The sequence below is a fragment of the Plantactinospora sp. WMMB334 genome, from assembly GCF_049179095.1.
Classification (GTDB): Bacteria; Actinomycetota; Actinomycetes; order Mycobacteriales; family Micromonosporaceae; genus Plantactinospora.
Window position 1 is genome coordinate 548,242 of the sequence record NZ_JBMHME010000002.1, and the last position, 25,873, is coordinate 574,114.

Below are 25,873 nucleotides of genomic sequence, written 5' to 3' on the forward strand. Positions count from 1 at the left end.
GAAGGAATCGATGGGGTGAGAGCGGCGCGGTTGTACGGAGTTGGCGACCTGCGGGTCGAGGAGGTCCCCGACCCCCGACCGAGGGCCGGGGAGGCGCTGGTGCGGATCCACGCGTCCGGTGTCTGCCCGAGTGACATCCGCAGTTACACCGGGGTCAGGGCGACCAGGGAGCCGTGGACGCCGGGTCACGAGATCGCCGGCGTCATCGTCGCCCTCGGCGCCGACGCTCCGGAGTCCCCGGCCGACGCTCCGGAGTCCCCGGCCAGCGCGGCGGAGTCCCCGGCCAGCGCGGCGGGGGATCCGGGCAGCGCGGTGGGGCCGTGGGCGGTCGGTGACCGGGTGGCGGTCGACTGGCGCGGGGTGTGCGGCGTCTGCCGGCAGTGCGAGCGCGGCGCGGCCAACTTCTGCCGGAACGTGGTCTCCTATCCGATCGCCGGCTTCGCCGACCTCACCACGATGCCGCTACGGCAGCTACGTCGGCTGCCGGACGAGGTGTCCTTCGAGGCGGCGAGCTTCTGCGAGCCGCTCGCCTGCGTGCTCAACGCCCACCGGGCCGTCCCGGTCGGGCTCGGTGCCGACGTGCTCGTCGTCGGCGCGGGTCCGATCGGTCTGCTGCACACCCAGGTCGCGGCCGGCCGGGGGGCCCGGGTGATCGTGCTCGACCGGCTGGCCGACCGGCTCGACGTCGCCCGCACCTGCGGCGCACACGACGTCGTGGTGGCCGGCGACGACGGCGGCGCCGCCGAGATCCGCGAGCTCACCGAGGGGTACGGGCCGGACGCCGTCATCGTGACCGTCGGCATCCCGTCGGTGATCCAGACGGCGCTGACGATGGCGGGAAAGAACGCGACGGTCAACCTCTTCGCCGGGACCCATCCCAAGGGCACCATCGCCGTGAACCCCGACATCCCGCACTACGACCAGGTCGCGATCAACGGGAGCCACGACTTCACACCGCACGACTTCAGCACCGCCCTGCGGCTGCTGAGGTTCGGCATGGTCGATACCGCGCCGCTGGTCAGCCACCGGTTCGACCTCGCCGACATCACCGAGGCGTTCGAGACGACGCGGGCGCAGACCGGCCTCAAGTCGATCGTCGTCGCCGGCTGAGCCGGGCCGGCCGATCGAGGGAACAGCACGCAATCGAGGGAACAGCACATGACACTTTCTGCCGGGCCCGTACCGGGTCCGCACACCTTCCCCGAGCACCTGCCGGCCTGGCCGCGGCGCCGGATGCACCACGTCTTCGCACCCGACGGGAGGGCCGTGGTCGCGGCGCTCGACGCCGGCCTCAAGTACGGCGTCAAGCCCGGCCTGGGCGACGCCCGGACGGCGGTCCGCCGGATCGTCGACGGCGGAATCGACGCCGTCCTCGCCGGGATCGGCTTCGCCCGTGCGACCGCCGGCGAGTTGGGCGGGCGTGGCCTGATCCTCGCGCTCGACAGCGAGATCCCGTCGGCCGGCTACGGCGTGGAGCAGGCGGTGCGGTACGGCGCCGACGCGCTGGAACTGAAGGTCTTCCCGGGCAACCCGGAGCGGAGCCTGCTGGGTGAGCTTCGGGAGCTGGCGGCGGAGGCGGACCGGTGGGGGATGCCGCTGATGGCCGAACCGATCCCGGTCAGCTTCGCGGCCACCGAGGCGCACACCGTGCCCAACGTCGCCAACGGCGCCAGGATCTCGGCCGAGGCCGGGGCCGACTTCGTCAAGGCGCAGTTCGTCGGCACGGTCGAGGAGTTCGCCGAGGTGGTGGCGACGTGCCCGGCGCCGCTGCTCGCGCTCGGCGGCCCGGTCAAGCCCACTCCTCGCGACGCGTTGCAGCTGGCACACGACGCCGTCTCGGCCGGCGCGCGCGGCGTCGTCTTCGGCCGCAACATCGTCGAGGCCGAGCGGCCCGATCTCATGGTCGCCGCGCTGGTGGAGATCGTGCACGGCGGTGCCACGGTGGACGCCGCGGCCAAGCAGCTCAACGCGGCGCTGTGACCGACCCGGTCGCCACCCCGGGTGGGCAGGCCGCTGTCGTTCCGAGCGGGCGGGCCGCCGCCACCCCGGGCGGGCAGGCCGCTGTCGTCCCGACCGGGCGGACCATGGTGGCGGCGGTGTTCCACGGCGGCACCGACATCCGGATCACCCGGGTGCCGGTGCCGGCGGTCGAGCCCGACGAGGTGCTCGTCGAGGTCGTCGCGGCCGGCATCTGCGGCAGCGACCTGCTCGCCTACCGGGGCCTCGGCCCGTGGCAGCACGATCCGGCGCACCCGGACGGCGACGGGCACGAACTGAGCGGACGGATCGCCGCGGTGGGAGCCGCCGTGACCGGCTTCGCCGTGGGCGACCGGGTCGCGGTCGAGCCGATCCACCTGCTCAGCTGCGGTCACTGCGCGCTGTGCCGGGCGGGCCGTGGCCATCTCTGCGCCGAGCGGGGGATGCGGCACGGCGTGCCCGTGCACAGCCGAGGGTTCGCCGAGTACGACGTGGCGCCCGCCAGCCAACTCCACCCGCTCCCGGACCACGTCGGGCTGGCCGAGGCGGCACTGCTGGACTGCTACGCCTGCGGCGTACACGCCCTGCATCTGGTGGCGCTGCCGCCGGGTGCGCCCGTGGCGGTGCTCGGCAGCGGGGCGATCGGCCAGACGCTCGGCCAGCTGGCCCGGGCCGCGGGGCACCCGGTGAGCCTGCTCGGCCACCGCGCGGCAACGCTCGACGTCGCGCTCGGTGCCGGTGCCGCCAGTACCGTCTGGGACACCTCGACCGCCGCCGGCCGGCGGGCCCGGGACGCGGCCGCCGGGACCTTTCCGGTGGTCTTCGACGCCGCCGGCAGCGGCGGGTCACTCACCGAGTCGCTGCGTCTCGTCACGCCCGGCGGCGAGGTGGTGGTGCTCGGCGTCCATCCCGGACCGCCGGGCGTCGATCCCCAGCTGGCGTACCGGCGCGAGGCGACGCTGCGGTGGTCGAACAGCTACGGCGCCTGCCTCGACGGCGTGCCCGACTTCCGGCGCGCACGCGACCTGCTCGCCGAGGGGGCGGTCGACGCGGCGGCGCTGATCACCCATCGTCTTCCGCTGGCCCGCCTGCCGGACGGCTTCCGCACCCTCGCCGATCGCGACGCCGGGGCGGTCAAGGTGATGGTCACGCCCGGTGGCGGCGGGACATGACGAGCGGGTCCGGGCCGGCACTCGTCGTCGACCAGGGCACGAGTTCGGTGAAGGCGGCCCTGGTCGACAGCCATGGTCGGGTGCTGGCCCGCGCCCGCGCCGCGACACCGGGCCGGCGCGGTCGCGACGGCAGCGTGACCGGCGCGCCCGAGCAGTGGTGGCGCAGCGTCCGTGCGGCTGTCGGCGGCCTGGGCGAGCTGACCGGGGTACGGGTGGTCGCCGTCACCAGCTTCATGCACACCCTCGTACCGTTGCTCGCCGATGGCGGAGCCGGGAGCGTGCTCCTGCCCGGCGACCGGCGCGGTGCCGCCCACGAGGCGGAGTTCGACGCCGGCTCGGCGGGCGGCCGGGCGGCGCTGGCCCGGCTCGCCGCCTGGGCCGACCTCGGTGAGGGCCGGCTGCGGGCCGCGCTCCCGGTCAAGGACTATCTGCGGTACCGGCTCACCGGAGAACTCGGCAGCGACCCGTACGACGCCGGCGGCGCCGGGTTGGTGGAACCGACGAGTGGGCTCCAGGTGACGGCCGCTGCCGCGCTGCTGGCCCGGCTCGGTGCGGAGCCGGTGCCGCTGCTGGCGCCGGAGGCGGTGGCCGGCACGGTGACGGTGGACGCCGCGGCCGAGACCGGCCTGCGCGCCGGCACGCCCGTGGTCACCGGCAGCGGCGACTGGCTGACGGTGTGCCTGGGCGCCCAGGCGGCCTTCCCCGACCGCGGTGTGCTCTACGCCGGCACCTCGGCGGCGTACGGCGGGTTCGCCGACCCGGCGGCGTTGGCCGGGCTGCGTGACGTCGGCTGTCTGGCGGTCGCGGTGGGCAGCGGCGCCGTGCTGCACTGGGCGGCCGGGCTCTTCGAGCCGGCGCGCGGCGACGTGGCTGGCCTGCGCGGTGACGTGGCTGGCCTGCGCGGTGACGTGGCTGGCCTGCGCGGTGACGTGGCTGGCCTGCGCGGTGACGTGGCTGGACTGTTCGCACTCGCCGCGGCGGCGCCGCCCGGCGCCAACGGCGTACGGTTCGTGCCCCGCACGCCGCTACCCGGCGGCGGCCGCGAGGCGGTCGTCGGAGAGGGCGACCTGACCGGGCTCTCGCTGGCGACCGACCGCGCCGATCTGGCGCGTGCGGTCGTCGACGGTGTCGCGGTCTGGGTGGGCGACCAGGTCGGCCGGGTGCTCGACGCCCGGCCGGTGGACGAGGTGCTGCTCTGCGGCGGCGGTGCGGCCGGAGGTGGCTTCGCCGGGCTGCTGGCCGACGTGCTCGGGCGCCCGCTCACCGTCGCCGCCGAGACCGATCTGGGACTTGTCGGGCTGGCCCGGCTCGGGTTCGCCGGGATCGGCGAGGAGGTCGCGCACGATCCGGTGCGTGCGGCGACGGTCGCCACGCCCGACCCGGCACGCCACGCGGTGTACGCGGCACTGCGCGCGTAGCGCGCCAGATCGTGACCGGACGTCGCCGTGCCGGCGCGAGCTGGTCGACCGCGCCTCGGCCGATGGGACGAACGAGAGCGGCACCGGTGTGCCGTGGACGCGATCGGCGTGCCCGCGATGACGATCAGCTGGGCAGACCCCCTTGCGGAAGTTCCACGTCAGGGCCAGGATGAGGGAACTTGTCTGGCAGCCAGGCAAGCAGATAGCAGTACTGGCACCGACTCCAATAGTCAGGACCTCGACGGTGACGTGAGGGAGGAGATCCCGTGGCTAGGTGGAAGTGGGGTATGGCGGCGGCGATGGTCGGCGCGATGGGTGCGGTCGTCGGATGTTCCGGGCAGTCCGGATCGTCCGGGGAGAGCACGCTCGATGTCTGGTTCAACGACCCGGGCACCGAGCTACAGCCGGTGATTCAGAAGGTGATGACCGACTTCGAGTCGTCGCATGACGGTGTCAAAATCAACCTGCGGTTTGTCGGCGGCGCGGACACCCACCAGCAGTACGTGACCGCGGTGGCCGGCGGTGCCCCGCCCTGCGTGGCGCAGCTCGGCAACACCTGGACACCCGAGTTCGCGGACATGGGCGCGCTGGCCGAGGTGGATCTCGCCCTCGACGAGGCCAAGCAGCAGTACGTCGGATCCATGGTGGACAGCGCCACCATGGACGGCAAGCTCTACGGCTATCCCTACAACGTCGGCAACCGCGCCTTCGTCTACCGCAAGGACCTGCTGGAGAAGAGCGGCCTACAGGTGCCGAAGACCTGGGAGGACGTCCGGGCGGCCGCCAAGAAGCTCGACGCCGACAACAAGGCCGAGGGCATCGCCGGATTCGGCGTCATGGGCGGCGAGATCTGGCAGTTCGTGCCGCTGGTCTGGAACTGGGGCGGCGAGATCGCGGTCAGGGAGGGCGACACCTGGCGGGCGACGATGAACTCGCCGGAGGCCAGGGCGGCGTTCGAGTGGTACGCCACGCTCCTGACGGTCGACAAGCTGTCACCGCCCGACGCGGCCAACTGGGTCGCCGCCGACGGCACCAAGGCGTTCGCGCTCGGCAAGGTGGCGATGGGCATCTACGCGAGCTTCCAGCTCAAGTCGATGCTCGCCCAGTCGCCGGACCTGAAGGACAAGGTCGGCGTCATCGAACTGCCGGTGGGGCCGGGCGGCAACAACGACACGTTCGCCGGCGGCAGCAACCTGGTGGTGTTCGAGGACTGCCCGGACTTCGACGACGCGATGGCACTGGTGCGGCACATGGCCGAGCCGGCCAACGTCATCGGATACACCAAGGGCATCGGCATGCTCCCGGCGTCCCTGGCCGGGATCGAGCAGGAGCAGACGTCCGGCTCGTTCGCCGATCCGCTCTTCAAGCCCTTCGGCGACCAGGCGAAGCACACCCGCTACGTGCCGGCGGACCCGAGCTGGGGACAGGTCGAGGGCAGCGGCGCGATCGTCAACGCCATGCAGGCGCTGATGGGCGGCAACTCCGACGTCAACAGTGTGATGGAGGAGCTGAACACCGAGATCAACGAGGCGTTCGGCAAGTGACCGTAGACGTGGCGTCCCGGCACCGGGCGCGGCTCAGACTCGTCCCGTGGCTGCTCATGGCCCCCTCGATGCTGGGGATCGTGCTGGTCATCGGATATCCCTTCGGGCAGACGGTATGGCTGTCGCTGCACGAGGGGAGAGGGCTGCGTACCGGTGCCTGGGTGGGACTGCAGAACTACGTCGACATGTTCACCGACGGCCAGACCCAGGCCGCGTTCGTCCGTACCGTCGTGCTGACCGCGGTCACGGTCATCGGCTCGATGGTCGCCTCGCTGCTCATCGCGTTGGTGCTCAACTCCGGGCTGCCCGGGATGAAGCTGCTGACGATCCTCGTCGTGCTGCCGTGGGCCATGCCGAGAGTCTCGGCCGCGATCCTCTGGAAGTGGGCCTTCGACTCACAGTACGGCGTGGTGAACTGGTTGTTCAGCTCGCTCGGCCTGGAGCGGTTCGACGGCTACGGCTGGTTCAACAGCGGGACGTCGGCGCTGGTCGTGGTCTCCGTCGCGATCATCTGGGCGAAGATCCCGTTTCTGACCATCGCGATCCTCGCCGCGCTGAAGTCGGTCCCCGGCGACCTCGTGGAGGCGGCCCGCCTCGACGGAGCGTCGGCGCTCAAGGTGCTGTTCCGGATCAAGCTGCCCGTGATGCGACCGGTGATCATCGTGCTCTTCGTGCTCGCCACCATCCAGGCGTTCCAGGCGTTCGACCACATCTTCGTCATGACGGTGCCGCCCGGCGGCCCCAACCACTCGACCGAGATCCTGTCGCTCCTGACCTATCTGGAGGCGTTCGCCTTCCTCGACGGCGGCATGGGCGCGACGCTGGCGATCATGACCTTCGCCGTGCTGGCGGTCGTCACGGCCCTGTACGTCCGGCTGCAACGGGAGGATGCCGCATGAGCCTTCTCTTCGCCCGGGACAGGTACCCGAGCCGTCGCGTGCAACTCGCGGGACGGGCCCTGGGCCGCTTCCTCCTCGGCCTGGTGGCGATCGCGATCGGGCTGGTCAGCATATTCCCGTTCTACTGGATGTTCCTGACCTCCATCAAACCCGAGCCGGAGATCTTCACCGTCACACCGCAGTTCTGGACGCTCGACCCGACGCTGTCGCGGTACTCCGTCCTGCTGCAGGGGGCGATCGGCCAGCAACTGCTCAACTCGGTGATCATCGCGTCCGGCGCCACGGCCGGCTCGGTGGTCCTCGGGATGATGGCGGCCTACGCGCTGTCCCGGTTCGCGGTACCGGCGAAGTCGGTGATCGCCGTGGCGCTGCTCGTGGTGCAGATGCTGCCGTCGATCGTCGTCGTCATCCCGCTCTTCACCGCGTACCGGAATCTCGGCCTGCTCAACACCTACGCCGGAGTGATCATCGCGCACGCCGCGCTCTCGCTCGCGCTGTCGGTCTGGCTGATCCGCGGCTTCCTCGCCGGCATCCCCAAAGAGTTGGACGAGGCGGCGCTGGTGGACGGCGCCAACAGGTTCCAGGCACTGGTCCACATCATCGTCCCGCTGGCACTGCCCGGGGTGGCGGTGAGCGCCATCTTCGCGTTCATCACCTCGTGGAACGAGCTGCTGCTCGCCATGACGTTCCTGCAGCGGGAGTCCATGAAGACGCTCCCGGGCGCGTTGCAGCAGTTCAGCAGCCAGAACGGTACCGACTGGGGCGGCATCATGACCGCGAGCACGATCTTCGCGTTGCCGGTGATGGTCTTCTTCGTACTCATCCGCCGCCACCTCACCACCGGTGCGGCGGTCGGGGCGGTCAAGGGATGAGCCCGCTCACGACCCGGGTTGCCGCCGGCCGTCCCGCTCCGCGTCCGCCGGCCGGCGGCGGCCTCCGTCGAACGCGGCCAGCACGGTCACGGGTACGGCATGGTCATGCGGTTCGCTGACGGGCGGGCCCGGCAGTTCGGGCCGCTCGGTCACGTCGCCGGTGAACTGCCGACGCGGCTCGCCGGGCTCACCGGGCCGTGGCGGGCCGCGAGCGGCTGGATCTGCACCGGGATCGGCGCGAGCGCGGCCGTCGCCGACGCGGTCGCCGACCGGTTGCGCCGCAACGGTGTCGCCGCGGTGAGCCTGCCACCCGGCGACGCGCCGGGGCTGGCCGCCACGGTCGGGTGGCCGGTGCTGCTGGTCTCGCAGAGCGGCCGCAGCACCGAACTCCTCGCCACGGTCGAGGCGCTCCCGACCGGTCGGGGACTGGCGCTGACCAACGCCGCGGACCCGCCGCTCGCGGCCGTGGCGGCCGAGGCGGTGGACGTCGGCGGGCTCGCCGACAGCCGGGCCTCGACGGTCGGGTTCGCCGCGCTGCTGCTGGCCGGCCACCTGTTCGCCGACTGGTGCACGGGCAGCCCGCCGGGGCGCGGCTGGGCGGCGGAGGTCGCCGCGATCCCGGCCGCGGCGGTCGCGTTCGGCGACCGGCTCGCCGGCACGGTGACGGATGCTCCCGGCACGGTGACGGTTGGCCCCGGCACGGTGACGGATGCCGCCGGCTGGGCCGCGCTGGACGTCGTGGCCGACCCGGACTGGCTGGCGGCCGCCGAGTACGGCACGCTGATGATCCGCGAGGTCGGCCGGATCCGGGCCGGGGCGCTGGAGACCCGCCGTTACCTGCACGGCCCGATGGAGTCCGCTCCGGGCGGGCTCACCGTGCTCGTCGGCGGCGACCGGCTCGACCGGGTCGCCGACCAGCTCGCCGCCGGCCCCGCGCCCGCACCGGTGCTGCGCTGGTCGGTGACCATGTCCGGCGGACGTACGGCGGTGCACGTCCCGGACTCGGGGCTGCCGCCGCTGCTGCTCGACTCCGCGGCGCTCGGCCCGCTCGCCGGCCAGCTGCTGGTCGGCTACGGCCTTCAGGAGATCGCCCAGCGGGTCGCGGCCCGCCGGGGCGTCGATCCCGACGAGTTCGTCTACGACCAGGACGACACCAAGCTTCGTACCCCGGATGCGCCGGCAGCGCCGCCGGCCCCGTTGTCCACCATCGACGAGAGGAAGTCGAACTAGATGGATCCCATGAAGATTGCGGTCCTCGGTGCGGGAAACATCGCGGTCCAGCCGAACGGCGTCCTGCCCAACCTGCACCACATCCCGGAGAAGGCGGTCGTCACCGCGGTCGCCGACCCGGTGGAGGAGAAGGCCAGGGACGCCGCCACGAGATTCGGCATCCCCAGGTCCTTCACCAGCCTGGACGACATGCTGGACTACGGCGACTTCGATGCGGTGGTCAACCTCACCCCGATCCCGGTGCACGGCGAGACCTCGCTGAAGATCCTGCGGGCGGGTAAGCACCTGACCACCGAGAAGCCGGTCGCGGTCACCATCGACGAGGCCGACGCGCTGGCCGAGGCGGCAAACGCCAACGGGCTCAGCGTGGTCTGCGCGCCGCCGAACATGCTCTACCCGACCCGGCGGGAGGCGCGCCGGCTGCTGGCCGCGAACACCATCGGCCAGCTCTGCTTCGTCCGGCACCGGAGTTCCGGCCCCGGCCCGGCCGCCGGTGCCTGGCCGAGCGACCCGAGCTGGTTCTACCAGAAGGGCTCCGGCCCCATGTTCGACATCGGCGTCTACAGCATGCACGAGGTGCTCGGCATCCTGAACCGGCCGGCGAAGCGCGTCTTCGGCTTCTTCGGCATCACCGAGGCGACCCGGACCGTGCCATCCGGCCCGGTGCGCGGCCTGACGTTCCCGGTCACCGCCAACGACAACAACCTGGTGCTGCTCGACTTCGGCGACTCGGCGTTCTGCGTCATCGACGGCACCTACAACGTGTGGTCGGCCAGGTCGCCGCGGATGGAGATCTTCGGTCGGGAGGGTGTGCTCAACATGTGGCGCAACCTCAACGAGCCCGAGGGCCAGCAGCTCGAGCTCTACCGGGTCGACCACGAGCACGGTACCCGGGGATGGTTCGACGTGGACATCCGCGACCTGCAGTTCGCGCAGCAACACGTGAACAACCTCAAGCGCGCGCTGATCGTCGAGCACCTCGTCGACGTGGTCCGGGGGACCCGGCCGAACGAGCTGACCCTCGACGTCGCCCGGCACGCCCTGGAGATCATGCTCGCCGCCGAGCAGGCCAGCACGACCGGTCAGGCGGTCGAGCTGACGACGTCGTTCACGCCGGCCGAGTTCGACCGGGGTGTGCGGGACGGTGCGCTGATCCATGGCTGACCCGCGCCCGCTCCGGATCGGCGTGGCGGGGCTGACCAGCGACCACGTGTGGTCGCTGGTCGGCTCGCTGCGGAGCCTGCCCGCGGTCGACGTCGTCGCCGTGGCCGAGCAGACGGCGGCACTGCGGGAACGTGCCGGGCAGGTGGTGCCGGGCGTCGTCGGGTACGAGGACCCGGAGGCGATGCTGACCGTCGAGCGGCTGGACGCCGTCCTGGTCTGTGCCGAGAACGCCGCCAAGCCCGGCATCGCGGTCGCCGCCCTGCAACGCGGCGTCGCCGTCTACCAGGACAAGCCGCTCGCCGCCACGGGCGAGCAGGCGGCGGTCATCGCCGACGCGGTCCGGCGTACGGGCGGGCTGTTGATGTGCGCCTTCCACACCGCCTTCGACCCGCTCGTCGACGAGGTCGGGCAGCTCGTCCGGGACGGTCTGCTCGGCACCGTCCAGTTCGCACGGGGCCTCGCCGGTCACGCCGGGCTCAGGGCGACGGGGGTGTCGGACGACTTCGCCGCGTGGCTGACCGACCGGTCGCGCGGTGGCGGGGGATCCTTCGTGGACCAGGCCGGATACCTGCTGACCACCCTCGTCTGCTATCTCGGCCCGGTCGACCGGATCAGTGGCTTCGCCGCCACGGTCGATCCGGACGTCCCACCGGAGATCGAGGACAACACCGCGGCGATCGTGCGGCACGCCGGTGGTGCGCTCGCCGCGGTCGACACCCGGTGGGGGCAGGTCGGCCCGACGCCGCTGCGCTACTCGTTCCACGGCACGACCGGGACGCTGAGCGTGTACGCCGACCGGTACGAGCTGGTGACGACGGCGGAGGTCGGGCCGGTCGGCTGGGAGTCCGTCGCCGCGCCGTCGGGCCTGACCGGCTGGCGCTCGGTGGTGACACCCCGGGCCAGCTACGACGACGAGGCGGCGCACTTCGTCGCCGCGCTGCGCGACGGGACCGCGCTGCGGCCGACGGTCACCGCCGCGTCGGCACTGCACGTGCAGCGGGTCATCGACGCCTACTACGAGTCGGTCAGAACCGGCCGGGCGGTGACCGTCGCGTCGCTGGCGGCGCCGCCGCCCACACCGCACTGATCGAGGGAGTTGAGCCGTGCCGGTCAACGCCGATGTGGTCAACCAGGACCTTGCCACCGTCGACCCGGACATCGCGGCGGCGCTCGCCGCCGAGGAGGACAGGCAGCGATCCACGCTCGAGATGATCGCGTCGGAGAACTTCGCGCCGATCTCCGTGCGGCAGGCGCAGGGGGCGGCGGCCACGAACAAGTACGCCGAGGGCTATCCGGGACGGCGCTACTACGGCGGCTGCGAACATGTCGACGTCGTCGAGGCGCTGGCGATCGCACGGGTGAAGGCACTCTTCGGGGCGGCCCACGCCAACGTGCAACCGCACTCCGGCGCGCAGGCCAACACGGCGGCGTTCCTCGCCCTATTGCGGCCCGGCGACACGATCCTGGGCCTCGATCTCGCGCACGGCGGCCACCTCACACACGGGATGCGGCTGAACTATTCCGGGCGGACCTACCGGGTGGCGCCCTACCACGTCGGCCGGGACGGCCGCATCGACATGGACGACGTGCTGCGGCTCGCCGAGGAGCAGCGACCGAAGCTGATCATCGCCGGCTGGTCGGCGTACCCGCGCGTGCTCGACCTCGCGCGGTTCCGGGCGATCGCGGACCAGGTGGGCGCCCTGCTCATGGTCGACATGGCGCACTTCGCGGGGCTCGTCGCCGCCGGCATCCATCCGAACCCGGTGCCGTACGCGGACGTCGTCACGTCGACGACCCACAAGACCCTGGGCGGCCCGCGAGGTGGGTTCGTCCTCACCGACGACCCGGGCATCGCCAAGAAGATCGACACCGCCGTGTTTCCCGGCCTGCAGGGCGGACCGCTGATGCACGTGATCGCGGCAAAGGCGGTGGCGTTCAAGATCGCGGCAGGGACGGAGTTCAGGGACCGGCAACGGAGGACGGTGGAGGGCGCCCGCCTCCTGGCGGACCGCCTCGGCCGCCCGGACGTCACGGCGGCCGGCGTCGACGTCCTGACCGGCGGCACCGACGTCCACCTCGTCCTGGTCGACCTGCGCCGCTCCGCGCTGGACGGCCGGCAGGCCGAGGACCGGCTCCACGACATCGGCATCACCGTCAACCGCAACGCCGTCCCCGGCGACCCGCGACCACCCATGGTCACCTCGGGCCTGCGCGTCGGCACAGCCGCGCTCGCCACCCGCGGCTTCACACAACCCGACTTCCGGGAGGTGGCAGAGATCATCGCCGCCGCGCTGCGACCCGATTCCAGCCAGGGCGGTTGCAAGTTCCGGGGTTGTGTGGCTGGTCGGGTTGTGACCGGTTGGGGTGGATAGCAGGGCAGGCACGGGATTCGTGATCATTGTGGTGTCGAAGCCAGATGATCACGAGGTGGCCCGTGCCTGCTGTTGCATCTTCTCCTATCCCTGCCGTGTTGGTGAAGCTGGGGCGGCTGGACATTGGCCGGATAGCCGACCTTCGCCCTTACCTCGATTCGGTGCCCGACCCGCGTTCCCGGCGGGGCCGGTGGTACTCGCTGACCGCGGTCCTGCTGGTGTGCGCCTGCGGGGTCGTCTCGGGCGCGAAGAGCATCGACGAACTCGCCGAGTGGGGCCAGCGGGCCTCGACCGCGTTGCTGACAGTCATCGGGATCCGCGTTCATCTGTTCAGATGGCGGCGCGCTCCGTCGTCGGCCACGATCGGCCGGGTACTGGGGGCTGTTGACGGTGACGCCTTGGACCGGGCGGTGTGCGCCTACCTGGCCACCCGGCATCGCGCCGCCACCGAGGAGCCCACCCAGACGCCGTCGCCGTCTCGGCGGCTGCGCGTGATCGCCGTCGACGGCAAGGCACTCAAGGGATCAGCCCGTCTCACCGCGACCCGCCGGCATCTGCTCTCCGCGGTCACGCACGGCACCGTCGTGACCCTGGCCCAGGTAGAAGTCGGCGCGAAGACGAACGAGACCACGCACTTCCAGCCGCTGCTGGCCCCGCTGGACCTGGCCGGCACGGTCGTCACCTTCGACGCCCTGCACTCGGTCAAGGCGAACGTCTCCTGGCTGGTCGAGGACAAGAAGGCCCACTACATCGCCGTGATCAAGACCAACCAGCCGACCGCCCACAGCCAGCTCGCGGCCCTACCATGGCGCGACATCGCAGTCCAACACACCACCTCCGAGACCGGACACGGACGCCGCGAGTCCCGCTCGATCAAGACCTGCGCCATCGCCGACGAACTCGGCGGAATCGCCTTCCCCCACGCCCGACTGGCCATCCGCGTGCACCGCCGGCGTAAGCAGTCCGGCACACGCGAGACCCGCGAAAGCGTCTACGCCGTCACCAGCCTCGACGTCCACCAGGCCAGCCCCGCCGACCTGGCCACCGCGATCCGCGGGCACTGGGCAGTGGAGAACTCCTCACACCACATCAGAGACGTCACCTTCGCCGAAGACGCCTGCACCATCCATACCGGAACCGCACCCCGCGCCATGGCAGCCCTGCGCAACCTCGCCATCGGCGTACTGAAAACCCTCGGAGCCCACAACATCGCCAAGACCACCCGAGCGATCCGCGACGAACCCCAACGAGCACTCCCCATCCTGGGCATCACCAATAATCTGGACACTCACGGAACTTGAACAAGCCCTGGATTCCAGCTCCGCCACGGCCGACGACCTCCGCTCCCGCGTCTCCGCGCTGGCCGGACGACATCCGCTCTACGACTCGTCGTGGTCGGCGGCGGCATCGAGCATTCGGTAGCGCGCCGGCTGGCGTCGGCCCGTGACCGTCGCGGACCTACGCGCCCGCTGGGACCATAACCGAGTCTCAAAGGGCTTTGTGGCTCCCTTCGCCCATGAAGGCCCTTACCGCATCCCGAATTGCGTCAGCGTGAAGATAGATATCATCAATAGAGTCGATCAGGTGGCGAGTCTCCGTCTTGTTGGCGTCAAACGTGCCAACGTACTTCCGGGCCTTTCCGTTAAAATGCAGTCGGGCGACGGGCTTACGGTTATTGTCGTCGAGGATGACCGCGAAGTATGACTTGGCATCCCGTCCCACAATACGTTGGGGTTTGACCTCGCTACATGCTATCGCCTTGATGATCTGATAGCCGGTGAGTTCTTCGAGCGTGGTTTCCACCTCTGTGTCACGGGCGACATCGCTGAGCGCGACCTCTTCGCTCTCTAGAACTTCGGCGGGTGCCTCGGCAGCCTGCTTGGGAAGGTTCGCATAGAGTGCGCCCTTCAGCCGTTCGTTGACTTGATCTCTGACGAACTGCGAGGCAGCCTTGGCGACGAGTGATCTGAACTGCTCGCGCCTCTTCTGAGTGAGCGAACCCTCGTACACTTTCGTGGCGAAGAACCTGACCCACTCGTCCTCAGGCTCCTTGAACTGCGCCGCCATCGAACGCTTGATCTGACCGACATACTTCAACTCTTCGGCCGCACTGATGATCGAATCAAGATCGAACACTTCCTTCGTGAGCTTACGTAGTTCCGGTAGAAGGGCGTCGTCGACATCTTGTAGGTCCAGTACGAGGAAGGGCTTGGCGTCCATTTTGTTGGGCGCGTCCAGGTCGGTGTAGAAATGGTAAACCTGTCCGTTGGTGAGGACGGCGATCCGCGCATTAGTGACGGAGAAGTACCGATAAAGCTGAGACGCGTGTTCAATTTTCAGGGAGTCGCGCGGCTGCTTGCATTCGATGAGGATCTGCACCTCGCCGGCTCGCATGATCGCATAGTCGACCTTCTCGCCTTTCTTGACCCCGACGTCGGCGGTGAACTCCGGTATGACCTCTAGTGGATCGACACGGCCGTTTCATGATCGATAGTGGCGTTGAGTGACGATGCCCGCGTTGGCGTGTCGGATATGGACGAAGCTCCGTTGAGTCCAGGTCTTTCCACAGATCTGGTTCAAACGGAGCTTCGTCGTGCCGCAGTCTGCCACCCTCATCGCCGATCCGTCGCCCGTGCCGCTGCCCGAGGACGTCTCGTTCACGCCTTCGTGTCACGGTCTGCTCGATCTGCTGCTCGCCGTCGGCGACGGCCGGTCCGACCAGGGCCGTGATCATCCGGTCGCGGTCGTGCTCGCGCTGGTCGCGGCGGCCACGGTCGCCGGCCTGAAGGGCTACACCGCTATCAGCGGCTGGGTCGCCGACGTGCCTGCTGAGATCCTCGACAGCCTGTATACGCGGGTCGAAGCCCGCCCCGGTGCACGACCGTCACGCTCGACACTGTGGCGGGTATGCACCGACACCGACGGCGATGTCCTGGACGCGGTGATCGCCGAATGGACCACCGCCCAGCGCACCGGCACCGGCACCGGCACCGGCGAACAGGATTCCACCAGCAGCGATACACCGGCACAGATCCGTCTGGACGGCAAGACCGTACGCGGCGCCGTCGACGCCGACGGCGAGCAACTGCATCTGCTGTCCGCCCTGGCCGGATCGCCCGGCCCGGACCCGGCCGCCGTCATCATCGCCCAGGCCCCGACCGACGGCGCCAAGACCCGCGAACCAGAGACCGCCCGCGCCTTGCTGGAGACCCTCGATTTGCGCGACGCGACCGTCACCGCCGACGCCCTGCATACCGTCAAGGCCACCGCCGAGCTCATCCACCAGCAAGGCGGCCACTTCGTGCTACCGGTCAAAGAGAACCGGCCCGCGCTGTTCGATGCTCTCAACGTCCTGCCCTGGGCCGACACGCCGATCGGTTACGAGAGCACGGAAACGGGGCACGGCCGTACCACCCGCCGCACCATCCGGGTCCTGCCCGCCCCGCCCGGCCTGCCGTTCCCCCACGTCAGCCAGGTCTGGCTTATCGAACGCTACGTCACCACCGGCGACGGCAAGCAGTCCGCCGCCGCGCAACTCGGTGTCACCAGCCACCCCGCCGAGGCCGCCGGCCCGACCGAGATCGCCGCGTTCAACCGCGGCCAGTGGACCATCGAATCCCTGCACTTCATCCGCGATACCTGCTACCGCGAGGACCACTCCCGCGTGCGCACCCGCTCCGGCCCACGCGTCCTCGCCTCGCTACGCAACCTCGCCATCAACGCCCTACGCCTGGCCGGCCGCACTGATATCACCGAAGCCACCCGCTGGGCCAACCGCGACATGACCAGGCCATTCACCATCCTCGGCCTCACCGGATGATGTTGAAACGGCCGTGAGTGGATCGAAGACGTCGTAGCCGAGGATCATCGAAATGAACGGCATGACGAAAGCATTTTTGGCAGCTTCTTCCGTCTGAATCGCGTCCCGCTGATTCCGGACCTTTGTGGCGAGCGCGGCGACCCGTTCACTGAACTCCATCAAGTAGACTCCCTGTTCTGAGTAGGTGAAAAGGCGCCGTGTGCTGCCGGTATGCCCTGCTGTTGGTGATTCGGAAACGCAGGGCAATGACCGGAGCCTGTAGTGCCGTAGTCGACTGCGCTGGCGGAGGTGGGGGTGCTCGATGCCTTTCGGTGCACCGAGGGTCAGCCATGCGAGTCCTCGGACGTTGGCGGGGCGCTGCACGTCACCGATGGCCACGACGTGGGGGGTGGGCCAAATGCGCGGCGACTGGCCCGCACGGCCAGGGTGGCGAGGGCGGCGTTGGCGCCACCGCCGATCACCGCGCCGATACCGAACGGTGCCACTCGACCGAGAACGATAATTCCCTGCTTGGTGCCGTACTTTGTGACGAAGTGCTTCCCCAAGATCCGGTTGATCTGACGCAACGTCTCGACAGGCACCTTGGCGACAACCTGACGCCCCCAGTGCTGCCCCGTACGCTCAGCGACCTTGGTGATGGTGGCGGAGCCGGACCCGCCGAGCATAATTCCCATCACGATCGTCCGGCGGCGCTCGATTTCGTCGATGTGAACCCCGTGGACTTCGGCGACCGAGAGCGCGAAGACGGCGCTCAGCTCAAGAGATGAAAGAGCCTCGCCCGCCGAGAGTGCCAGTGCGACGCCCGTGCCGACGCCGGGCGCCGCCGCGGCTCCGCCAACTGCCGCACCCGTACCGGTCAACGCGCTGACGTACATCCGCTCCAGATTGCGGATCACCTGTGCCGGCGTCGCAGCTGGATTCCGCTGGCGGGCCCGCACGATGTTTTTGCGCACCAGCGGGCCTTGGACGGCGATCGCCTTGTCCACGAGGTCGAGGACTCGCTGCCCACGTACGGCTGCTTCCGGAGCCGGTCCATCGTGGGCGTCTGTTGCCATGTCTTGAACTCCTTGAGCCGTCGCGTGCCCGCTGGGTTCCCTATTCGACCAGCCGAGCGAACGCTGCGCCAGACCGTTGAACGGTGGACGCCGTACTGTCCGCGTGTTCCATCGAGGACAGCCGCACGGCCACACCTGCCGAGCTTCAGGTCGAACTTGTCGCGGAGTAGGCCCGTTCCGGCGAGGACGAAGGCGCAGCTCGCTGAAAGACTCCATTGCCGATCCGGTTTGATCATGAGGGCTATTGGTCAGTCGCCGAACTACGGGGAAGATCGTCCGGCACGAGGGGCTGTGTTGCGAGCTCACGGCCGGCACTGGACCGGACGAGCGCCCCTGCCGCTGGTGGGTTGACGCCGGGATCGTGGAATCGATAGCATCGCCGGTTGCGCTCAGTGGACATCTAAGGAGACGTCGTGGCGCTGGACAGTCCCAAGCTTCAAAAAGTCCTGGAAGAAATCAAGATTGGTGTGATCCAGCTTCCCGACTTCCAGCGTGAGTGGAAGTGGGATGACCAGCGAATACGCGAGTTGATCGCCACGGTGACCCTGGACTATCCACTCGGCGTCGTGATGACCTTGGAAACCGGCGGCTCGTCGCCGTTCCGGGCACGCCCGCTCACCGGAGCGGAGGACGCCGGCAGTGTGACCCCGGGCCTGCTGCTTCTCGATGGTCAACAACGGCTGACCTCGCTGTTCCAGTCGCTGCACCTCACCCGACCGGTTCGGACGGTCGACGACCGGAACAAGGAACTCAGACGTTGGTACTACGTCGACATCCTCAAGGCCGTCGGCTCACCTGCGGACAGGGACGATGCCATCGTTTCCGTGCCCGAAGACCGTGTACTGCGCTCGGACTTCGCACGCAGGGTGGACCTTGATCTCCGCAGCACCGAGAAGGAGTGTCGGGCCGCTTACTTTCCGCTGAGCCAGGTCTTCGACGGTGACAAGATGACGGCCTGGCAACGAGAGTTCGTCAGGATGGACGACGGCAACTGGGACCTGTGGGCCCAGTTCCAGCAACAGGTGCTGAACAACGTCGGGTCCTTCCAGATTCCCATGATCAGGCTCGGTGCCTCGACCACCAAGGACGCTGTGTGCTCGGTGTTCGAACGGGTGAACACCGGCGGTGTCCCGCTGAACGTCTTCGAACTGCTGACCGCGACCTACGCGGGTGACCAGGACTACGAGCGTGAGCACGAGACCTACTACCGGCTCCCGGACGTGTGGCACGACATCAAAAAGAGGCTGGCAACCTCCTATCCCGTCTTCGGGCGCCTCGAGTACGGCCTCACCGACGGGCTCAGCAGCAGCGACTTCCTTCAGGCTGTCACGCTGGTCGTCACCTGGGAACGAAAGCAGAACAGGCGCGCGGCCGGCGTCGCCTGCAAACGGCGCGACCTGCTGGCCCTGCCGCTCGACGACTTCCGTCGCGTCGCGCCGCAGGTCGCGGACGCGTTCGAGTGGGTGGGCGAGTTCCTGCACCGGCAGTGCATCGTGCGCTCCGCCGATCTGCCCTACCGGACCCAACTCGTGCCCTTGGCGGCGGTCCGGGCCATCCTTGGTGAGAAGACTGACGAGCCGGAGCTACTGGAGCGCATCGTGCGCTGGTACTGGTGCGGCGTCCTCGGCGAGATGTACGGCGGGTCGACGGAGAGCCGGTTCACCCGGGACGTCGAGCAGCTCATCGCGTGGGCACAGGGCTCGGGAGGCACACCTGACACGATCACCGAAGCGGCCTTCCTCTCCGACCGTCTTGACAGCCTGACGACTCGGAACAGCGCCGCCTACAAGGGCATCTACGCCCTCCTGATCAAGCAGGGGGCGATGGACTGGCATCACAGCGAGGCGCCGTTGACGCCTGGAACCCTGGTCCAGAACTCAGTCGACATCCACCAGGTCTTTCCGAAGGCGTGGTTCGCCCGGCACTCCGGTCAGGACCGGCGCGGCAACTCCATCGTCAACAAGACTCCGCTGTCGTACCGCACCAGCAGGAGCATGACCGGCTCGCCTTCGGCGTATCTCAAGGTGCTGGCACAGGAGTCCGGCACCCGGCCTGAGTGGTTCGACGATGTGATCGCGACTCACCTGATCGACCCTGCGACGCTGCGGCACGACGACTTTGAGAGCTTCTACGCCGACCGCTCCAAGCGGCTGCTCGAGCTGGTGAACGAGGCCATGGGCAAGCGCACGGTCTTCCGCGACCAGGCGGATCGGTGACGACAGTGACCGCGCAGCCACCCACGCCGCAGCAGATGACCGCACTCAAGGGCAACACGTTGCCGGTCTCCAAGCTACTCGCCATGTTCGGTGTCCGTGTACGCAACCACCAGACAGTCCCGGCCATCGTCGACGCGTTGCGGGAGGCCGGCCTCGACACCGTCCCGTCCTTCACCACCTGCAATCTCGGGGCAACGGTGTTCGTGGTCGCCGCAGAGCAGACGGACGTGACCGAGGCGGATGCCGAGGAGGAGGACTTCCGGCCTGGAGCGCTGCCGCAGCAATCGCTCAAGATCAAAGACGTTCCCTCCGCCCTTGCCGGAGTCGACTCCGTCCCGTCGACCGCACCCCTGCACCACGCCATCCACATGATGCGGCAGAAGAACTATTCCCAACTGCCCGTCATCGACGGAACTTCTCATCTCAAAGGCGTCATCACCTGGAGTTCTGTCGCCGCCTGCTACGAACAGGGAAAGGCGCCCAGCCTCGGCACCACGATGCTGACGGAGGATCTTCCGGTCGCCGAAGTTCATCAGGCACTTTTTTCTCATCTGGCAGCGGTCGCCGAACACGGCTACGTCCTCGTCCGGAGTAACAGCGGCAGCATCGAGGGCATCATCACCGGTGCGGACATCACCGGCCGCTTCCACACCCTTGCGCAGCCGTTCTTCCTGGTAGGGGAAATCGAGTTCAGGCTCCGCTGCTGCCTCGGACCCAAGCTGAACGGAGAGCCGGTCCGGGCTATCCAGCCGAAGAACAAGGCGACCGGGGAGATCTCGGACCTGATGTTCGGCGACTACCTGAGGTTGTTGGACGGCGACCAGCCGAACAGGGCGTTACGGGCCAGCGCCGACCAGAACTGGGTCACCCTCGGCTGGACCGGTGTGAACCGGGCACACTTCGTGTACCAACTGGATCAGGTGCGGCGCATCCGCAACCGGATCGCCCACTTCGACGACACGCCGCTCGTTCCACAACAGATCGACGAGCTCATGCAGTTTTCCGGCCTGCTCAAACAGTTCTTGTAGTTGACGATCGAGGACGTCATAAGGCGTTCCATGCTGGGGCGTGGGCTGACGGGCTGACGTTCATCATCGCGTGGCGTCGGTATCTCCGGCTGCGTCACGTTCCTCGGCGAGGCGGGTCAGGATGTCGCCGATCTCCTGAGATTCCTCGTGGTCCGGCCCGTACACCACGAGGAGATCTTCGTGCAGCGGAACGAGTTCGGCCTCTGCCTGCGCGACGTCCCGCTCGGCGAGCAGCAACATGGCGATGTCGCGGCGCAACTCCAGCGCGGTACGGGAGGCATCGCCCTCGACCGTGCGTACCTGGGCCAGGACCTCACGGAACTGTCGCAGTGCGGTCGTGGACTGGCCGAGGTTGGCCCGGCAGAGTGCCGCCTGCCGGAGACAGGCCATCGCCTCGTCGCTGTTCGGCCCTCTCGTCCGGGCGAACGCTTCGACGAGGGCGTCGAACTCGGGCAGCGCCTCGCGGAAGTCTCCACCGATGACGAGGATCGCCGCGCGGCGCTGGCGTAGGTGCAGCACGCGCGGGCTTTCCCGCCCCAGTGCGGCAGCGGCCGGCTCGATGACCCGGCGCAGCGCTTCGGCGGCCTGGGTGTAGCGGTCGTCGTCGAGCAGGTCGTTCGAGTACGCGACGGCCTCGTCGATCAGGTCCCGCAGCGCCGTGCCGGCAGTGCTGCCCGACGGCTGCGGGAGGACCGACGGCGGCGCCGGCGCGGCCGACCCGTGCGGGAGAGGAACTGGTTCGCCGCGTGGGCGGGGGGCGTTGGGGCGACGGTAGAGCAGTGTCGGGTCCGGCGCACCCGCCGGCTGGGCCACCGCCGACGGCACGGCACCGGGCAGCGGGAGAAAGGGCAGCAGTTGCTCGTACACCTCGTAGGCGTCGCCCGGCCGCTGTTCCGGCGCCTTGGCGGTGAGCCGGAGCACCAGCTCTTCGATCTCCTCGGGCAGGTCGGCGCGGAGTGTGCGTAGTGGCACGGGGGCCTGGGAGACGTGCTGGAGCATGAGCCGGAACGCGTTGTCACCGTCGAACATCGGTGTGCCGGCGAGCAGTTCGTGCAGCACGCAGCCGAGGGCGTAGAGGTCGCTCTGCGGGGTTATCTGGGCGCCCCGGACCTGCTCGGGCGGCATGTACCGATGGCTGCCGAGGACCTGGCCCGTCACCGTGAGCCGGGTGACGTCGGTACGCAGGATCGCGGCGATGCCGAAGTCGAGCACCTTCACGGTGCCGGTCTCGGTCACCAGCACGTTCTCGGGCTTGAGGTCACGGTGCACGACGGGGATGGCATGGGCGTGCGAGAGCACGGTGCAGATCTGCGCGGCGACCGCGACGGCCCAGCTGACCGGCAACGGCTGCCCCGGGGCGAGGTAGGCCCGAAGTGACGTGCCGGGCACGTACTCCATGACCAGGTAGACCCGGTCGTACGACTCGTCGAGTACCGCGTCGTAGACCTGCGGCACACCGTGGTGCTGGATGCGGGCCGTGACCCGGGCCTCCCGGCGGAAGCGTCTCGCGAACTCCTCGGCGGCTTCGGCCGAAGTGATCACGTCGGTCCGGATCAGCTTGACGGCTATTTCGCGGTCGAGCACGGCGTCGTAGCCGCGCCAGACCTGGCCCATGCCACCGGAGCTGATCTGCTCGACCAACTCGTAACGGCCGGCGATCGGCTCTGGCCGCACTGCCACCCCTCCAGCATTCGGCTACGTCCGCTGCGGGGAACAGTCTTCCCGCCGGCACGACAGCAGTCCAGAGCCGCCGGGTCACGCACCGTAGACGGGTGGCCCGTTTCTCCGGCCGATGGTGGACGTCAGGCGGCGTCGTCCGTCACGCCCTCCTGTTGCCGGATCATGCGCCAGGCGGCGCTGCGGGCGCTGCGGTTGAGCGAGCTGCGGAAGTCGCGGTCGGGTCCGAAGTACTTCCGGCCGAGGTCGGCGACGGTATCGAAATGGTCCATCATCTTCTCCTCGAAGACCGGCTCGAAGACGTGGCCGAAGTTTTCCTCGTCGTCGTTGGCGACGGCGGCGAGCCGTACCTTCGGATCGGCGACCGCCTCGTGGAAGGCGGGGACGACGTCCTCGTCGGTGAAGCTGGTGCCGAACCGTTCGTTGAACCGCTCGATCAGCTTGGAGAGCAGGGACTTCTCCGGCTCCTTCGCACCGCCGGCACCGTCGCCGAAGCCCGGCATCTCGGCCGGACCTTCCGGGTTGAGGCTGATGTCGTGCTCGCCGGTCTGCTCCACCCGCAGGTGACTCAGGTCGACCTCGCCGATGTCGACGCCGCCGTCGCCGAGCCGGGGCAGCTTGTTGAGCAGATGCCGGCCGTAGAGGTAGAGCCGTTCGAGGTCCGGGTCGGCGTAGGGGACGATCTGGGCGAGGAAGCTGTATTTGCGGACGTAGTCGTTCAGGTCGGCCCGGAACGCTTCGGCGCCGTCCCGGTCCTCCTCGTCCTCGCCGTGCAGGAGCGCGGCGAAACGCTCGACGGCGGGGGCGAGGTGCCGGTACAGCTCGGCGTGCAGCTTCGCCCATTTCGCGGTGTTGCCGGCGGCCTGCTCCTCGGCCGCCAGGTACGCCTCGACGAACGCCCGCATCTCCGCCTCGACCAGCAGCGGCCGGGACATCACCCGGCTCTGTGCGGTGTAGAGCAGGTTCGGGTCCGAGGGCAGGGTCTCGGCCTCCTCGAAAAAGTCCCGGAATGCCTTCTTGATCTCCTCGGCGTCGTTGACGAAGTCCAGCACCGCCAGGTCACCCTGACTCTTCCGGTCCGCGGTGCGGTTGAGCCGGGAGAGGGTCTGCACGGCGGAGATGCCGGCGAGTTTCTTGTTGACGTACATGGTGGTGAGCAGCGGCTGGTCGAAGCCGGTCTGGTATTTCTCCGCGACCACCAGGATCCGGTATTCGCGCTGGCCGGCGGTGGTGCCGGCGCGGGCGCTCCGGTCGTCGGCCCGGACGTAGCCGAACGCCTTCGGCAGGGACTTCTCCGGCAGCCCGCCGTTTTCCCTGGACTCGGTGATGTCCTCGTCGTCGTAGCGCAGCGTGCCGGAGAACGCGACCAGGACGCCCGGGTCGGGGTAGTCACGGTCGCCGAGATACCGCTTGATGGCCCGGGACATCTGCACCGCGCTCTGCCGGGAGGCGGTCACGACCATGGCCTTGGCCCGGCCGCCGAGCCGGCCGGCGGTGTGCGCCCGGAAGTGTTCGACGACGATCTGCGCGTGCTGGGCCACGGTGGAGGGATGGGTCACCGCGTAGCGGGCGAGTTCCTTGTTGGCCTTGGCGGAGTCGACCTCGCGTTCGTCCGGCCCCTTGGTGATCAGCTTCCAGTAGGTGGCCCAGGTGGCGTAGTTCCGTAGCGGGTCGAGGATGAAGCCCTCCTCGATCGCCTGGCGCATGGAGTACGTGTGAAACGGGTGGTATTTGCCGTCCTCGCCGAGGCTGCCGAAGAGTTCGAGGGTCTTGTGCTTCGGCGTGGCGGTGAAGGCGAAGTAGGAGAGGTTGCCGCTGTGCTGCCGCCGCCGGGCGCCGGCCGTGAGCTTGTCGTCGGTGGTCTGCGGGCCGGCGGCGCTGGTGGCGCCCGCGTCGTCGGAGTCGGCGTCGAGGCCGAGGTCGCGCAGCACCCGGCGGACGTCGGTGGCGGCGTCCCCGGACTGCGACGAGTGCGCCTCGTCCACGACGATCGCGAACCGGCTGCCCCGGATCTCGGTCGGGCTGCGCCGCAGGTAGTCGACCAGGGCGGGGAAGGTCTGCAGGGTGACCGTGACGATCTTGCCGGTTTCCTGGGAGAGCGCCTTGGCGAGCTGCTCGGACTTGGCTCCGTAGTTCTCGTCGATCGTCACCACGAGTCCGGCGGTCTGCTCGAAGCTGCCGACGGTGTCCCGGAGCTGGGCGTCGAGGTTGCGTCGGTCGGTGAGGATGACGATCTTGTCGAAGACCGGGGTGCCGGGCCGGAGGCCGGCGGCGCGCGCGTCGGGGTCGAGCGCCGCCGGATCGGTCGGCGTGTGCAGCGACGAGAGCCGGTGCGCGAGCCAGGCGATGGTGTTCGACTTGCCCGAGCCGGCCGACGCCATCACCAGGTAGTTCTGCCCGGCGCCGTGCCGGGCGGCGTGCGCGGTCAGCTGCTTCACCGCGTGCCACTGGTGGTAACGCGGGAAGATTACAACCCTTCGGGTACGCCCGTCCACGCCCTTCTCCTGGTGCAGGTGGGCGAAGCGTTCCAGCAAATCGAGCCAGTTGTCCCGCTGCCAGATCTCCTCCCAGAGGTAGGAGGTGGCGTACCTGCCGAACTCGGTGGCGGGCGGGTTGCCCTTGCCGCCGAAGCGTCCCGGTCCGGCGCTGCCGGTGTTGAACGGCAGGAACCGGGTCTTGGTGCCCCGGAGCTGGGTGGTGACGAAGACCAGGTCGGGATCGACCGCGAAATTCGCGATCACCCGGCGCGAGAAGATCAGCTCGGTCGGGTCGCGCTCGGTCCGGTACTGCTCCTTGGCGTGCTCGACGCCGGAGCCGGTGAGCGGGTTCTTCAGCTCGGCGGTGGCGACCGGGATGCCGTTGAGGAACAGGGTCAGGTCGAGCGCGTTGCCCCGGTCGGCCTGCTTGGTCGCGTACGCCAGCTCCCGGACCACCGTCAGCCGGTTGCGCCGGTAGTCGGCCAGGATCGCGTCCGACTCGACGAACGACGGCCGGAAGTAGGCGAGCAGGATCCGAATCCCGTGGTCCTTGACGCCCTTCCGGAGCACGTCAAGTAGCCCGTCGCTGGCGATCGCCTGGTCGAGCCGCTTGGCGAACCCGCGCTGGGCGTCGGCCGGGTCGCCGCCGTAGTAGGTGACCAGGTCCGCCCACTCGTCCGGCTGGGTCGCCCCGATGAAGGTGAAGAGCTGATGGGTGTCGAGGCCGAGTTCGGGCCGGTAGTCGGCCCTGCCGCCCTCCGTCCAGCCGTTGTCGAGCAGGGCCGCGACGATCGCGTCGCCGAAGGCCCGTTCGTGGTGGACCGCCATCTCGCCTCCCGCACCAGGCCGAGTGCCCGCCGGACTCCCGCTGGAGCCTACTGCGCCGTGGCCATCCGGGGCGTTGCCCGGGCGTCGGGAGGCCGGCGATCTGGCTTGCGGGGCCTTGACCCGG

General features: G+C 69.4%; 19 protein-coding genes. 15 read left to right on the plus strand and 4 right to left on the minus strand.

Going from position 1 to position 25,873, the window contains the following annotated elements; translation table 11 throughout:
* Window positions 1-15: 15 nt before the first annotated feature.
* The 12 genes from ACN27G_RS02390 (at window position 16) to ACN27G_RS02445 (ending at window position 13,949) form a co-directional block, all read left to right on the plus strand.
* A complete protein-coding gene (locus tag ACN27G_RS02390) occupies window positions 16-1,110 on the plus strand; it encodes a zinc-dependent alcohol dehydrogenase (protein ID WP_421491138.1) in 1,095 nt (364 codons plus the stop codon).
* Window positions 1,111-1,158: 48 nt separating this feature from the next.
* On the plus strand, window positions 1,159-1,980 hold the full coding sequence (locus ACN27G_RS02395) for a class I fructose-bisphosphate aldolase (protein ID WP_421491139.1): 822 nt from the start codon (window positions 1,159-1,161) through the stop codon (window positions 1,978-1,980).
* The gene (locus ACN27G_RS02400) at window positions 1,977-3,149 is read left to right on the plus strand and encodes a zinc-dependent alcohol dehydrogenase (protein WP_421491140.1); all 1,173 of its coding nucleotides are present in this window, start codon (window positions 1,977-1,979) and stop codon (window positions 3,147-3,149) included. Before ACN27G_RS02395 ends, ACN27G_RS02400 begins: the two co-directional genes overlap by 4 nt.
* Window positions 3,146-4,567, plus strand: coding sequence for an FGGY family carbohydrate kinase (locus ACN27G_RS02405; protein ID WP_421491141.1), 1,422 nt, complete (start codon window positions 3,146-3,148; stop codon window positions 4,565-4,567). The genes ACN27G_RS02400 and ACN27G_RS02405 overlap by 4 nt, the downstream gene beginning before the upstream one ends.
* 266 nt (window positions 4,568-4,833) lie before the next feature.
* Window positions 4,834-6,111 (plus strand): extracellular solute-binding protein, encoded by a 1,278-nt coding sequence (locus ACN27G_RS02410; RefSeq protein WP_421491142.1) that lies wholly within the window; start codon window positions 4,834-4,836, stop codon window positions 6,109-6,111.
* Window positions 6,108-7,010 (plus strand): carbohydrate ABC transporter permease, encoded by a 903-nt coding sequence (locus ACN27G_RS02415; RefSeq protein WP_421491143.1) that lies wholly within the window; start codon window positions 6,108-6,110, stop codon window positions 7,008-7,010. The genes ACN27G_RS02410 and ACN27G_RS02415 overlap by 4 nt, the downstream gene beginning before the upstream one ends.
* The gene (locus ACN27G_RS02420; RefSeq protein WP_421491144.1) at window positions 7,007-7,882 is read left to right on the plus strand and encodes a carbohydrate ABC transporter permease; all 876 of its coding nucleotides are present in this window, start codon (window positions 7,007-7,009) and stop codon (window positions 7,880-7,882) included. The genes ACN27G_RS02415 and ACN27G_RS02420 overlap by 4 nt, the downstream gene beginning before the upstream one ends.
* 105 nt (window positions 7,883-7,987) lie before the next feature.
* On the plus strand, window positions 7,988-9,112 hold the full coding sequence (locus tag ACN27G_RS02425; protein ID WP_421491145.1) for a hypothetical protein: 1,125 nt from the start codon (window positions 7,988-7,990) through the stop codon (window positions 9,110-9,112).
* A gap of 9 nt (window positions 9,113-9,121) precedes the next feature.
* Entirely contained in the window at window positions 9,122-10,276 is a 1,155-nt protein-coding gene (locus tag ACN27G_RS02430; protein ID WP_421491146.1) for a Gfo/Idh/MocA family protein, read from the plus strand.
* Window positions 10,269-11,363, plus strand: coding sequence for a Gfo/Idh/MocA family protein (locus ACN27G_RS02435; RefSeq protein ID WP_421491147.1), 1,095 nt, complete (start codon window positions 10,269-10,271; stop codon window positions 11,361-11,363). Before ACN27G_RS02430 ends, ACN27G_RS02435 begins: the two co-directional genes overlap by 8 nt.
* Window positions 11,364-11,379: 16 nt before the next feature.
* Window positions 11,380-12,648: a serine hydroxymethyltransferase gene (glyA, locus tag ACN27G_RS02440; protein ID WP_421491148.1), complete on the plus strand. Its 1,269-nt coding sequence runs from the start codon at window positions 11,380-11,382 to the stop codon at window positions 12,646-12,648.
* A 95-nt stretch (window positions 12,649-12,743) separates the two neighbouring features.
* Complete coding sequence (locus ACN27G_RS02445; RefSeq protein WP_421491149.1) at window positions 12,744-13,949, plus strand: ISAs1 family transposase; 1,206 nt, start codon at window positions 12,744-12,746, stop codon at window positions 13,947-13,949.
* A gap of 187 nt (window positions 13,950-14,136) precedes the next feature.
* Here the strand turns inward: ACN27G_RS02445 and ACN27G_RS02450 are convergent, their stop codons facing one another.
* On the minus strand, window positions 14,137-15,102 hold the full coding sequence (locus tag ACN27G_RS02450) for a type I restriction enzyme HsdR N-terminal domain-containing protein (protein WP_421497203.1): 966 nt from the start codon (window positions 15,100-15,102) through the stop codon (window positions 14,137-14,139).
* A gap of 139 nt (window positions 15,103-15,241) precedes the next feature.
* Here ACN27G_RS02450 and ACN27G_RS02455 point away from each other — a divergent pair, with 139 nt between their 5' ends.
* Window positions 15,242-16,468, plus strand: coding sequence for an ISAs1 family transposase (locus ACN27G_RS02455; protein ID WP_421491150.1), 1,227 nt, complete (start codon window positions 15,242-15,244; stop codon window positions 16,466-16,468).
* A 323-nt stretch (window positions 16,469-16,791) separates the two neighbouring features.
* On the opposite strand, the gene ACN27G_RS02460 is transcribed toward ACN27G_RS02455, so the two are convergent.
* Window positions 16,792-17,523 carry a hypothetical protein gene (locus ACN27G_RS02460; protein ID WP_421491151.1) on the minus strand — a complete coding sequence of 244 codons (732 nt, stop codon included), beginning with the start codon at window positions 17,521-17,523 and terminating at the stop codon, window positions 16,792-16,794.
* 413 nt (window positions 17,524-17,936) lie between these two features.
* On the opposite strand from ACN27G_RS02460, the gene ACN27G_RS02465 reads away from it, so the two are divergent.
* Window positions 17,937-19,739: a GmrSD restriction endonuclease domain-containing protein gene (locus ACN27G_RS02465; protein WP_421491152.1), complete on the plus strand. Its 1,803-nt coding sequence runs from the start codon at window positions 17,937-17,939 to the stop codon at window positions 19,737-19,739.
* Window positions 19,736-20,767, plus strand: a complete 1,032-nt coding sequence (locus ACN27G_RS02470; RefSeq protein ID WP_421491153.1) for a CBS domain-containing protein — start codon at window positions 19,736-19,738, stop codon at window positions 20,765-20,767. The genes ACN27G_RS02465 and ACN27G_RS02470 overlap by 4 nt, the downstream gene beginning before the upstream one ends.
* 63 nt (window positions 20,768-20,830) lie before the next feature.
* On the opposite strand, the gene ACN27G_RS02475 is transcribed toward ACN27G_RS02470, so the two are convergent.
* The gene (locus tag ACN27G_RS02475; RefSeq protein WP_421491154.1) at window positions 20,831-22,447 is read right to left on the minus strand and encodes a protein kinase domain-containing protein; all 1,617 of its coding nucleotides are present in this window, start codon (window positions 22,445-22,447) and stop codon (window positions 20,831-20,833) included.
* A 122-nt stretch (window positions 22,448-22,569) separates the two neighbouring features.
* Window positions 22,570-25,749, minus strand: coding sequence for a type I restriction endonuclease subunit R (locus ACN27G_RS02480; RefSeq protein WP_421491155.1), 3,180 nt, complete (start codon window positions 25,747-25,749; stop codon window positions 22,570-22,572).
* Window positions 25,750-25,873 lie beyond the last annotated feature (124 nt).